Origin of the sequence: Paenibacillus sp. TAF43_2, assembly GCF_052113545.1 — a bacterium.
Lineage (GTDB): Bacteria > Bacillota > Bacilli > Paenibacillales > Paenibacillaceae > Pristimantibacillus.
Genome location: NZ_JBFRDK010000175.1, coordinates 1 through 12,582, shown reverse-complemented (window position 1 = coordinate 12,582; position 12,582 = coordinate 1). Strand labels below are relative to the sequence as shown.

The following is a 12,582-nucleotide window of genomic DNA, read 5'->3' as shown; positions in this document are numbered from 1 at the left end:
AAGGTGTTTCTGGAAATGTCCTCGCTCGCGTTGGTGTAGCTCCAGTTATATAAATAAACGCCAAGTAAGATAATAGGCAAAATGACGACGAGATGCATGATAACAAGCCTTAAAAACAAAGCATGGCGCATGGAATTGACGGGTATCTTAAGCAATCTTACACAACTCCTCGCAAGCAGCTTTATCTATGGAGGGAACAAGGAATACTAAAGGAACGCCATGAGAGAACCTACTTCTTATCTAGGATGTACCGTCTTTCTTGGTAAACCACTCGTTTACCTCAGCCGTCATCTGCGATCCGCCTAATCGATGCCATTCTTCAACGAAACGGTCAAACTCCTCGATAGGCCGTCCAAGAATAATGTTCATGTATGTTTTATGCTTCAAATCGTCTAATATGGATTGCTTCTCGATAATCGCTTGCGTCGGAACGCCGACGAACTTCTCGTAGAGCAGCTGATTGTTTTTTTCATAATCCCTGAAGATGGAGAACGCCCYCTTGGGCCCGTAAGTTCGTTCCCACCCCCAGCCGGTCACGTTGTTTTTAGTCAAATACGCATCGATATTTTTTTTGATCGCTTTAGCCTCATCATGCAGCACCGCTTCGTCTCCCGTGGTTCGGAATTCATCCAGCTGCAGAAAAGCCTCGTAGTTTTTGAGCAATGGCGCGGGAGTAAAAGGCGAGAGCTGCCATGCTGGATACGGAGTGCTGTAGTAGGTTTCGTATTCCGCTGTAACGCCCCAATTTTTCTCTAGATGCAAATTGATCATTTTCACGATCGCTTCGGGGTGCTCTACCCCTTTTTTGACGGCTAGAAACTGCGTAGTCGCAAAGCGAAGCGGTACTTTGGGCTTCTCGCCGTTATCCGACACAATAGGGAATGGCTGCCAGTCCGCATCGGCATCCTTCTCGTAGCTCGCTTGAACCAGGAATGAACCCCATTGCTCTCCGAACATCATGCCGATTTTCCCTTCCGAGATCATCGCCTTCTCTTTGCGGCCGTCCTTCAACGCAAATTCCGGATCAATTTGTCCATCGCGGTACATCTGCTGAAGAACGGCTAGCGCCTTTTTCACTTCCGGCTGTACGGCTCCATTCATAAGCTTGCCCATATCATTCTCCAGCCAAATGTTTGGGTAAGCGCCGTAACCGGCCATAAAATCCAAAGCCCCCATAACGGGATCCCACAAATATTGCGTGAGCGCCAGCCCGTACGTGTCGTTTTTGCCGTTTCCATCGGGATCGTCTTCTGTAAACGCTTTCGAAATTGCGAGCAAGTCATTCATCGTCTCTGGCGGCTTTAAATCGAGCCGCTTCAGCCAATCGGTCCGTATCCATAAGTATTGGGCGCCTTCGATCGATGCCGACGTTTCTGGTATCGCCATCAGCTTCCCGTCAATCGTTGCCGCCTCAAACGGCCCCGTCCCTTCCTGGTTCAGCACATCCTTAGTGAACGGCGCTGCATACTGCTCGTACACGCTGGTTAAATCCTGCATGAGTCCTTCGTTTGCCAATTGCCGCAACTGCTGCGCATTCACTCTGACGATATCGGGTATATTGCCTGATGCTAGCGCAGATCCTAATTTTTGTTGATAGAGATCCCTTTTGGCCGTCCATTCGTACTTAACCCGAATGCCAAGCACATCCTCGTAGAGCTGGCTCCACCGATTGTTATCGAGTGTCTCCCCCGGAAAATTGGCAATCAAATCAGTAAAATCTTCGTCTATTTCCCGTACGAGTGAAATTTCGATCGGAGGATTATATTTAGTTAAGCCTAAATCCGTATACATCGATTGTTCCATACCTTCGGTATCCGACTTTTCTGCCACTTCATTATTTTCGCACGCCGTAAGCGTCTGCATAAACATGAATACGGCGAGCATGAGCGCAGCCTTATTCCAAATTCGCCTCCTCAAGATGACAACCCCATTTCTCGACAACGAATTAATCATGCATGTTTATTATTCTCCATGATTAATCACCAAAAAAGCAAGAGCCAATCCTTTATAATGTTACCCAATCTTTACTTGATGAAAAAACGAGTCGCAATTCAAATGCCGATTGCCGATAGCATGCAAAAAACACGCCGGTTCTGGCGTGTTTTCATGTAGGCCTATTATTCCTCTCCCAGCTTAAGCGCTTGGCTAATTCGCGTACGCGACAACCGGTAGACGAGAATCGACAAGCCGATGCCAATCGTGAGCCCAACGATGCCATAGAGCTGCACATAATCGCCAAGCTTGCGCACGATTTGGAACGGCGGCACTTGCTCCGTTGTTGCGAAAGACATTTCGAACAGCGGAACGTATAGATCGCTCGTCAAGTTGCCGATATAGACGCCGATAATGATTGCGGCTCCCGAGGTGAGCGCCTGCTCGCTGACAAGCATGCCGAATACCTGGTAGAACGGAATGCCCATTGCCTGCAGCACTCCGTATTGAAGCGTGCGTCCGGATAAGGTCAGTACCCAGAAGATCAAGAAGCCGAAGAAGCAGATGAGCATTGCAACGGCAAAACCAAGCGTCATAACGCCGTTCATTGCCATCCGCAGCGGAGCGTTTTCGGACTGTATCAATTCCTGCTTTGCGTCACGGACACTCACAAGCGGAATTCCTTTCTCCGCAAGCTGATCGTAGATATGCGAGCTGGAAATGCCGGCCTTCAGCTTATACCATACCTCGTATGGCTCGAATCCAATTCGATTCTGAATTGTACCCAGATGTCCAACGATCAGATGAGGTTTCTCCGTCTTCATGTCTCCGAACGACCTTTCGGAAGGCAGAGGATTCCATGTCGGCCAATAGTCGATAATGCCATATACAGTGAACAGGGCTTGGGATTGTCCCTGCCAATAAACCCGAATATTATCGCCCGGCTTTACGCCGTGCTCCTCAGCAATGGAACGAGAGACGAGCACCGCCATCGGGTCTGGCGCAATAAGATTAAGATAGTTGTTAATGTGAGAATCAAGCAATCCGTCTTTCATCCAGACCGTCTTGCCGTAATCCAACGTGTCGATGCCGATTACCGTCATAACGCCTGAGCTCTTGTTTTTCGTTTCTACGAAAAACGCGTCTTCCTTCCTGAACACTTTGGCTGCCGATTCCACGCCATCCAGCTCTCTCATCGGCTGGATGGGCGGCTCAATGTACTTAATTTGCTTCGAATTCGGTGCCAGACTTGCTTGACCTCCGGAATCGGACTCGTAGGTTTCCCACTTGGCCTTCACCGTGATATCCGCGCCGATAGCATATTGAATTTTACTTTCCATATTATCGTTAATTGTCCGCGCTGCATTGGCACTGAACAACCCTGTCGCTACAGTCATAATTAGAAACACCTTGATCGTCAAATATTGGCCGGATGAGCGACTGATCTGCACAAGCGAATGGTAAAGCGACGGCGGCCACCATCTGCGACCAGCCCAATATAAGAACCGAATGAACCATGGATAGACGCGAAGCGCCAATAGCCCCCCGCCAAGCGTGAACATTGCGGGCATGAAGAACAGCAGAGGATCAACCTGCAAGGCATTGGCATCGAGCGCAAGCCGCTGCAAATCGTCCATTCGTTTATTGAAGTTAATCAGTAAATAGATGGCCAATCCGACCAAAATAATATCAATTCCGCTCTTGTACCAGAACGAGAGCTTAGTTCCTCGAGCCATCTTCTGCTTGTGGCTAACGATGCTGACGCGAGTAGCCATAAATGCCGGAATCAGGATCAGCAGAAGCGCCGCACCAACGGCAACCGCTCCAATCTTGTAAGACTTGCTGCTCAAGCTGATCTCAAGCGCCGAACGCTGGACGAACTCCAGAAAGCCGCTGGAAGCGCCAAGCAATTGTGTAAATTTCACGCCAAGAAACGGTCCGATCGCAAGTGCACTGAGGCCAAGAAGCAAGCCTTCTACGGTATAAGCCGTCATCAGCTGCGTACGGCTTGCTCCTCGGCTGCGCAGCACGGATATCTCCGTCTTCTGCTGATTAATAATCAGGTTTGCAACCATATATAAATAGAAGGAGAGCATTAGCATGACGGGCGTATACAACGCCAACATCATAACGGCCAGTTGATTCTCCGTCGCATGATATGATGCCGCTGTCGGTGTTGCCGGAATTTCGACCTCGGCAATGCCGATATAACCTTGGAAAAAACGTCTAATCTCGGTATCCGCCTTAACGAGCTGATCGATAAACTCAACGTTCAACTGCTCATATTCCATAGCATAACGCCATTCAAGGAAAGCGATTGCCGCTTTACCTCCTTGTACAAACTCGCGCTCGAACGTCTCGAATGGAATCATGAATCCGTCAACGACCTCTTCTGCAACAAAAGGCAAATATGGCTCCGCATTCGGATCGGTTACAATAAGTCCAACAGGGATTACACGGAAGCGTGCACGATCCCCTGTCATCACTTCGGCGATCAGTTCCTCTCCGAGCTCCCTCTTCGTCGACAGCAAGAAGCGTTCTGTAACGAGCGCCTCGTAGACGCCGTCCGTTCGATCGACGGGCATCCGTCCCTCAATAAGAAGAACCCGATGTTCCATGTCCGTCAGCGTCCTAAAGCCGCCTGTCCCATTCAGCACTTTCTTCTCTTGCTCCGACGCGTCCGCCCCGTATATTTTCATTTTTGATGTAAATCTTTGTTGGTAGAACGCTCTTGCTTCCATTCCCAACCGCTCGGGTATCGATTGTACGAATTGATCGGCCTCGGCGATCTGGCTTCTCGTCTTCTCGTCCGTCGTCTTGGAGGAGACGGTCGTACTAATCCCTACATATCCAGGAAATACGGCTTCCCTCTCTTGAAGCTGCTGGAGCTCCCTCAGCAACGTCCGCTGCAGGATCGCATCAGAATAAAGGGGCATCGAGCAGAATAGAGCCACGCATACAGTCAGACCGAACCACAAGTTCAGCTGCAGCCACTTATTATTCACCATCTTGCGGAGAATCATCGTCCATAATGCCATATCTACACCCCCGTCCTTGATATGAAGTTCATAGCAGGTTGGTTAGAAACCTAGATTATCGGTAAGCCAATGACTGCACTTCGAACATTCGGCTATATTCCCCTTGCAAGCTTAGCAATTGTTCATGTGAGCCTTGCTCGACTAGTGTGCCATTCTTCATTACTAGAATATGATCCGCCATTCGGCAGCTTCCGAGTCGATGAGAGATGAGCAGCGTAATGCGGCCTTCGGCCAGCTCCGTGAATCGCTTGAACAACTCCGCTTCAGCCATCGGGTCCATGGATGCTGTAGGCTCGTCCAGTACCATAATGGCAGAATCTCGCATAAACGACCTCGCGAGGGCAAGCTTCTGCCACTGGCCGACAGACAGCTCGTGCCCCCCATCGAAGATCGGGCCAAGCAACGTATCCATGCCGTCCGGAAGCCCTTGCACAACGTCCGCAGCACCGGACCGCGCGGCAGCCGCCTCGATTGCGGCCAAGTCTTCCATCCGGCCTACATCGCCGAACCCAATATTATCCTTCACGGATACTTGGTATCTAAGAAAATCCTGGAATACCGCTCCAGTACGGTCGCGAAATGTGTTAACGTCCAGCTCCATCAAGTCAACGCCGTCGTATTTTATAGAGCCCGAATATTCACGGTAGAGGCCAATGAGGCAATTAACGAGCGTGCTCTTGCCCGCGCCGTTCTCCCCTACAATCGCTACTGTCTGATTCGGTTTGATTCGGAACGATATATCGTTAAGCACTGGCTTCAGGCTGGTTGGATAGGCAAAAGTCAAATGATCAACGGTAATGCCTTCCGCAATGGGGCTATTCAGCACATGCCGTCCCTGCCCGTTCTCTTCCTCCGAATCCAAAAAGTCGTAATACTCGTTCATGACGAGCGTTTCCTCGTAGATAGACGATAAGTTCTGAGCAATCATGCGCATTGAAGCTTGAGTCGTGGCCAGCACTTGCGCGATCGCGACATAAGCCCCGAGCGATAGCTGCTGTGAATAACATACCCAGACTGCATAACAGGAGAATAAAAAGGCAAGCACTCCGTTCAGACCTTCAATTCCTATTCGCATCTTTTGCGCTCGAAGCTCGACCTTCTTCTGCTCGCCAGCATTTTTCCAGAAATATCCACCCCAATAGTGTAGCAGCTTATTAGCGTGCCGATACAATCTGACCTCCTTAGCGGACTGACGGTTGGTCATCAGATCGAAGAAGTAGAACAGGCGCCGCGAGAACGGCGTCTGCACGCGCATCAGCCAATACTTCCATTCACCGATTCTCATATGTACAACAAGCGTCGGAACCACAACAAGCACCATTCCCAGCGACAATACAAAGCTGAAATGCCACAGCAGGGCGAAGAATGAAGCAACCGTGAGCAGCGATTGGCAAATGGAAAAAAACTGCTCTATCAGTTGAAAACCTCGAAAAGAGACGTTCATCTTAGCCCTTTGCAGTTGATCATAGTATTGTGGCTGCTCGAATCGAGACAGCGGAATACTCATTGATTTCCCCGCCAGCATCGTTTCCATTTTGAATTGCGTCTTCTGTTTCATCAGCATCGTCATGTATTGGGCTGCGGCATCCAAAAGCGCGCCAATCAGCAGCAGACCGCCGCTTGCCGCCAGCCACTTGACGGGCTCCGACATCTCGCCATCACGCGTGAGCAGTCCGGCGACCGCATCTGTCAATTCCTTCACGACCAATACCTGCATAGCCGGAATGAATGCGCTCACAACTCGCATAACGAGAAGCAGCAGCACAAGTGGCGCCGATAAACGCCACACGAGCATCAATGAACGCCCCAGTATGGCTATTATGCTACGAATCCCGATGTTTGGTCTCTGAGTTTGATTTGTCATATTCATCTTCTCCATTGCACGCATAGGATTCCGGCTGCTCAAGGTGATGCCATAAAGTCAGTTCAAGCATGAGACGCCTCCTTTTTATCTTTCACAGATTCATAACACTTCGAAAAGTTGTTTCGCGTATGCACTTTCATTTCAAATCCTACTCTAACTCTAAAGCATAATGTTGCAGGGATTCACGAATCGGCAGGCCATTATGAATGGCAGCTAACCGATTAGGACTTCACTATCGAGATATCCACGGTATGTGACACAATCTACCGCTGCGATACGCCCGCCGTTCAAACTTGTCGCCCACTCCAGCGTATAAGGGTTAAGTGGAATATAAACGTTCTCTCCTGCTGCTCYCAGTTTGACAATCGTATCGTTCAGCTTTTCCCAGTCCCATTGACTCGAAGGCTGGTCCAAACCAAGCGATTCAAAAGCTTGCTTATTATAGAAGACAATCATTGGATTGATCTTGCTCTTAATGCCCAGCACGTAGCCGTCATTAGAGGAGATCACATACTCGCTAACGCCTGTTTCATTCATATTCAGCGGTTCAATTGCGCCGCGCCGATACAATTCTAGCATCTGATTAGGCGCAAGTTCGAAGATATCCGGTACATCCTGTACACTCTGCGTTACTGTATACAAATCGGCTGGCTTTGTAGTTTTTATCCAAGTCGGCACAGAATTAGAGCCTTGTGTAAAATTATAATCATTTATCCAACGTATCATAATGTTCGTATTGGGATTGAGATCTCCAAATCGTTCGATTTTCCGCGCTAGCCGATGGTGCTCTACACCATAAAACGAGCCGTTAATGGATACAAGCTGGATGGTCAGCGTGTCTTTCGACTTGGGTTCCTCACTGTTCCGTGCTGCTTCTTCAACTGTTGTTGTCGACACGCAGCTGGATAATAAAGTGATGAAAAGCAATGCTACATTTATCATCATTGTGTATTTCACGACAGGGCTCCCACGATTTAAAAAGTAATCTGTCAGATAACCGATTAGACTTGCTGCTCTGCATTGGATCTTTGCCGATAAAAGGCTAGTCTGCTTTTCTTCGGCTGCTTCGGAGCCCACGTAAGGAGAAGGTCAAATTGCTCTTCATTCGTAATCAATCCTTTGGATGTGACTTTACCATCCGGAGATAGCAAATAGCCGAATGGGAACCGATCGGTCTTAATTGCTTTCAAGCTTTCCTCGTTCTCCAGTTGAACAATCGGCACCATAAGGCTGTAGTTATGACCGATTGCCTTAACCTCTTGCAAATCACCATACATCATTGAGATAAACTCGTATTGATCGTTTTTGTTCTGCATGAAAGGATTGATTAGTGGATATAACGTCGTGCATGTGCCGCAGGTCGGAGAGGTTACCAATATAATTTTCTTTTTTCCTGAATCATTATGAACCGCAGCTTGTCCGCCAGTGATCGTCTGAAAGTGTGTTACTGGAAATTGCTCCCCTAGCGGCGCACCGAAATCGGAGTACAACAGTTCTTTTAGCTTGAAAGGCATATAGACCTTATTGCGCAACCGCAGCACACTGACCGCTAACATTATGACTAATAACCATAGAACAGCATTCGCAATGGATTGCATGTTATCCAACTCCCCCTTACTTGGAACCGTCACTTGCTAAAGTACCGAATGCCGCGTACGGCATTAAGCTGTAAACCAGAAGCACACCGATCGAACCAACTCCAGCATAATAGATATCTTCGATTGGATACTCCACCCATACAGTTGTTGTTCCGGTTGATAAGAGATATAGGGTAATGACAAGTAACAGGACAACCCGTAGTACCGTATTCCAACCGAACGACTCTGGATTAATATTGCCGAAGCAATTACAGGCCACTTTCAGCTGGCGTTTATATGCCCGGTAGATAGACCACACAAAGCAGCCTAGTAAACACAAGATTATTAAATACGCGAGATACTGAGTCCCTGAAAATATAAGTAGGATCGAAACAGATAATTCTAGCAGTACAACAACAGCTGCACTCGGTAAAACAAGTCGGCGGCTGATTTCTAATTGTTCAATCGTCTTCTTAAAATCTGCGAAACTGATTAGTTTTCCGAATCCAGACAACAAAAAGGTAACCAACAACAGGAACTGCAAAAAGGGACCCATCACTTTATGATCCTCCTATTCCAACATGAAATATAATGAGAAAACACGGCATAAAGCCGTGTTTTCTCATTATTGTAAGCATGTAGTCCACTGATTTTAAAGGTTGCAGCAACCCGACGAAGTCTGGGATAGAATGACACCATCACATACGTAATTCACCAGTTGAACCCCCAGTTTAGAAGAACCTCCGCAGGAACTCGCCAGACAGCCCCCTGATTGATATCCACACATATAATCACCTCCGTTTCTATTTTTTTACCAAGACCAGTCCTTAGAGAGTACAGACTACAGAATCGACAAAACTCTCGGACTCACAACCATTTTAACATTTATGGAATAATTTATAATACATGTCTAATTATTGTTTTTTATCTTAAAAACATTATTTGTCTCTCGCATCGCTATCCAGTTGATCCGCATACTGTTTTAGCATATCTCTAATTGACTGCCCGTCCCTGATCGCAAGCAGTGGTTTTGGCAAAAATAATTGTATCGCGTCATAAAAACCGATTTCGGCTACCTCATGCGTACTAAGTATTGCTGGAACGGACCTTTTCATAGCCATTATAATTATCAATTTCCGTGCAGCGTCCACTGGCTCCTTCAAGGTTCTTGTAGCGGTCTGAAGTGTATGCGAAGCAATATCCGAATACAATGAATCTCGATCTTCTGATAGATACCGAATTAACTGCATAGCCAATTCTTTATGTTCAGATTTCGAGGTTAGGGATAATCCCGATATTAAAGCCGGATTATGACCGTTCGTTCCCACAGGTAACGCTGCCACTCCGATTTGGTTATTCTCTTGCGCAATCTCCTCATAGCTGTTTTTCATAGATATATTAAAACCATACGCATATTCTATCGCTAGCTCGATTTTACCATCGACCAAATCGTAAGGCATAGGGGGACGTATATCAGTTAAGGACATCGAGGCATATTCCATTTTCGTTCCGATAGTCATAATCCACTTGGCGGCTTTAATTGCATTATCACTATCGATATAACCGGCGAATGACCTGCCGTCTACTCCGACAACACGTCCACCGTACAGTCCCGTTGCCCACTCCAGTGTAAATGGCGATAGAGGAATATAGAGCGTCTCTCCCGCAGCCTTCAGCTTGACGATCGCATCGTTCAACATATCGATATCCCATTTTTCCGAAGGAACTTCAATCCCCAAGGCAGAAAAAATATCTTTATTGTAGTAAAGAATCATCGGGTTAATCTTGCTTTTCATACCCAGAACATACCCGTCATTAGTCGCAATCGCATAATCGACTAGATCCGATTCGTTCAAATTTAACGGCTCGATAACTCCCATCCGATACAATTCTCGCATCTGGTAGGGTACCAGTTCAACGATATCCGGAACGTTATTAGAGTCCTCATACAGCTCAGAAGGTACCTCAATTGGAGTCCAAGGTGCAAACAAAACTGGAGATTTGCTATACGGATTATTATAAGACTGAACCCACTCGATCTTAATTTCCACATTCGAATGCATATCGGCAAAACGCTGGATCTTCTGAGGGAGCGTATCCCCGCTATAACGACCAACCAGCTTAATGGTTAGCTGCTGTTTCTCCCCGACTCGAGCAGAAGTATCGTTATTCTTGAGTGTATGMGATGACGACATACAACTCGATAACGTCATAACGAAAATAAGCAGTATCCCAAGTTTTCTGATGTTTGACATGAACATATTTCTCCTCTACGCCTTTGCTTCACATGACAATGTAATGTCAGATGCTAATCTCTAGAGCCAAATTCAATTTCTAATTCTTTCGCATATTGCTAACGCCTCTCTCCCATTCTGTCCATTCACGATCACTTGAAGAGACTTGGTGCTGCTCAACCATTTTTCTTGCTCAATATTCGGCTTTCCTCCAACATTCACGGGTTCATCTAATTGATCGTAATTTGTACATTCGGATACTTTTCGCGGAAACGGTCGATTTTGAGCTTCAACGGATTATCCTCGTTTGACGAAGCCATCTGGGCCCAGGAAACAAGCTGTATGATCAATGATTGACTTCTCTCAATCTCAACTGGCACTGCCTCTTCTGTTACAATTGTCGTACAGCCGGATATGAAGACCGTTTTTAGCAGTAAGATTGCAAATAACCTTTTGAATTTCATGACGCTCATCCTCCTTTTGCTTGTTCGTCAATGTATACGAAATGTTTTCTTCATAAAAAAGTGTATCGTTTACATGTTTTGTAAACAACCTTTTGTTCAATGGTTTCTATACCTGTTAGATGATGGGATTTTCCACACAAGAGCATGGGTCAGATACTCATTTCATCGCACTAAAAAAACAAACAAGCAGCCGACATGGTCGACTGCTTGTTTGATCTATTCATTGCCTCTATTCGGTTACGAATATGACTTTCTAATCGTCCCACGTAGCGAACCCACTTTGTTCAAGACCTGCTCCTTAAGGGTCATCCATGCAGCTACAGGACCAACCAATGAAGCCGGCATCAAGATCTGCCTCGGTACAATCTCGAATGGAAACGATGGAGCTCTCCTCCTCTTATTTTCAATCATTTCAGGTTCCTTCAGATAACGTTCTTGCATTAAAAGCTCCGTAAATATGGTGTTTTAGGTAGAACAAACTCCGCATATACCTCACCAGAAGGGTGGGTATTTCCTGTTTCAACAAATCCTAATGAGGCATATAAATTTTTCGCAATTATGTTTTCGGGGTTATAGGTAACTTCAACGACCCTCGCTTCACCATGAGGAGATGTCTTAGCGAATTCTACAGCTTTTTCCATGGCTTCCTTCCCATATCCTTTGCCTTGATATCGCCCATCAATCATGATTTTAAAAACGCCATAGCTGCTGTATTCGAAATTTCCATTTCCATCGTCATAATACATCATGATAAAGCCGACCATAGTCTCATCTTTATAAATAGCAAATGTAATAATGACCTGCCCCTCTTTTGATGCGTGATATATGCTTCTGCGAGTGCATGTCCACAATCATTATTTTTCAAGCTCCTACAACCACGCGGTAACGTGAAGCCTGAAGGTTAAACATTTGAGCGTACTTTCCGTCCATTCTCATAAGCTCTTCGTGTGAGCCTTGCTCAATTATTTGACCATTTTCCATCATGAGTATGCGATCCGCCATTCTGGTCGTCGATAAGCGGTGTGAAATAAAAATGATGGGTCGATCTTCTGCCTTCTCCAGCATGACTTGATTCAAATGATATTCGCTCATGGGATCCAATGCGCTGGAAGGCTCGTCCAATAGGATGAGAAGAGTCGGCTTGGCGAACACTCTTGCGATCGCTACCTTCTGCGCCTCTCCACCAGATAGCYCTATCCCGGCATCGTCAAACTCCTTGGTAACGGAAGTATCGGTCCCCAATCGCAAAGTCTGCAGCTTATTGCCAAAACCGCTTTTCTCCAGCGCTTCTCTTGCCAGAAATGAATCGCCGGATGAAAACTGATTCATGACGACATTTTGGGAAAGCGTAGCAGCGAACAGCTGATGATCCTGAAACACTGAGCTAATCTTCATACGATAATCATCCAGCTTGAACTGATCGATTTGTATCCCATTTAAACGAATTTCCCCCGAGCTTGCATCGTATAGACG

10 protein-coding genes are annotated in these 12,582 nt (G+C 46.7%); all 10 read right to left on the bottom strand.

Translation table 11 applies throughout. The features are described 5' to 3' along the window. Nucleotides 1–240: 240 nt before the first annotated feature. Entirely contained in the window at nucleotides 241–1,953 is a 1,713-nt protein-coding gene (locus AB4Z17_RS26800) for an extracellular solute-binding protein (RefSeq protein WP_441963199.1), read from the bottom strand. 164 nt (nucleotides 1,954–2,117) lie between these two features. After that, entirely contained in the window at nucleotides 2,118–4,970 is a 2,853-nt protein-coding gene (locus AB4Z17_RS26795; RefSeq protein ID WP_441963198.1) for an FtsX-like permease family protein, read from the bottom strand. Nucleotides 4,971–5,025: 55 nt separating this feature from the next. Further along, nucleotides 5,026–6,765 carry an ABC transporter ATP-binding protein gene (locus tag AB4Z17_RS26790; protein WP_441963196.1) on the bottom strand — a complete coding sequence of 580 codons (1,740 nt, stop codon included), beginning with the start codon at nucleotides 6,763–6,765 and terminating at the stop codon, nucleotides 5,026–5,028. A 282-nt stretch (nucleotides 6,766–7,047) separates the two neighbouring features. Further along, nucleotides 7,048–7,791: an extracellular solute-binding protein gene (locus tag AB4Z17_RS26785; RefSeq protein WP_441963194.1), complete on the bottom strand. Its 744-nt coding sequence runs from the start codon at nucleotides 7,789–7,791 to the stop codon at nucleotides 7,048–7,050. A gap of 44 nt (nucleotides 7,792–7,835) precedes the next feature. Continuing rightward, nucleotides 7,836–8,432, bottom strand: a complete 597-nt coding sequence (locus AB4Z17_RS26780; RefSeq protein WP_441963192.1) for a hypothetical protein — start codon at nucleotides 8,430–8,432, stop codon at nucleotides 7,836–7,838. Between the two features lie 16 nt (nucleotides 8,433–8,448). Then, on the bottom strand, nucleotides 8,449–8,967 hold the full coding sequence (locus AB4Z17_RS26775; RefSeq protein ID WP_441910390.1) for a MauE/DoxX family redox-associated membrane protein: 519 nt from the start codon (nucleotides 8,965–8,967) through the stop codon (nucleotides 8,449–8,451). Between the two features lie 382 nt (nucleotides 8,968–9,349). Beyond that, nucleotides 9,350–10,666, bottom strand: coding sequence for an ABC transporter substrate-binding protein (locus AB4Z17_RS26770; RefSeq protein ID WP_441963190.1), 1,317 nt, complete (start codon nucleotides 10,664–10,666; stop codon nucleotides 9,350–9,352). Nucleotides 10,667–10,875: 209 nt separating this feature from the next. Then, on the bottom strand, nucleotides 10,876–11,109 hold the full coding sequence (locus AB4Z17_RS26765) for a hypothetical protein (RefSeq protein ID WP_441963188.1): 234 nt from the start codon (nucleotides 11,107–11,109) through the stop codon (nucleotides 10,876–10,878). Between the two features lie 440 nt (nucleotides 11,110–11,549). Continuing rightward, nucleotides 11,550–11,960 carry a GNAT family N-acetyltransferase gene (locus tag AB4Z17_RS26760; RefSeq protein WP_441963186.1) on the bottom strand — a complete coding sequence of 137 codons (411 nt, stop codon included), beginning with the start codon at nucleotides 11,958–11,960 and terminating at the stop codon, nucleotides 11,550–11,552. A 10-nt stretch (nucleotides 11,961–11,970) separates the two neighbouring features. Continuing rightward, nucleotides 11,971–12,582 (bottom strand): ATP-binding cassette domain-containing protein (locus AB4Z17_RS26755; RefSeq protein WP_441963184.1); only part of this gene is annotated, 612 nt, incomplete at its 5' end.

What these genes read in the sequence shown, in the direction of transcription:
- AB4Z17_RS26795 (WP_441963198.1), bottom strand. Translation starts at nt 4,970, where the DNA reads ATGGCATTATGGACGATGATTCTCCGCAAGATGGTGAATAATAAGTGG.
- AB4Z17_RS26790 (WP_441963196.1), bottom strand. Translation starts at nt 6,765, where the DNA reads ATGCTCGTGTGGCGTTTATCGGCGCCACTTGTGCTGCTGCTTCTCGTT.
- AB4Z17_RS26780 (WP_441963192.1), bottom strand. Translation starts at nt 8,432, where the DNA reads ATGCAATCCATTGCGAATGCTGTTCTATGGTTATTAGTCATAATGTTA.
- AB4Z17_RS26775 (WP_441910390.1), bottom strand. Translation starts at nt 8,967, where the DNA reads ATGGGTCCCTTTTTGCAGTTCCTGTTGTTGGTTACCTTTTTGTTGTCT.
- AB4Z17_RS26765 (WP_441963188.1), bottom strand. Translation starts at nt 11,109, where the DNA reads ATGAAATTCAAAAGGTTATTTGCAATCTTACTGCTAAAAACGGTCTTC.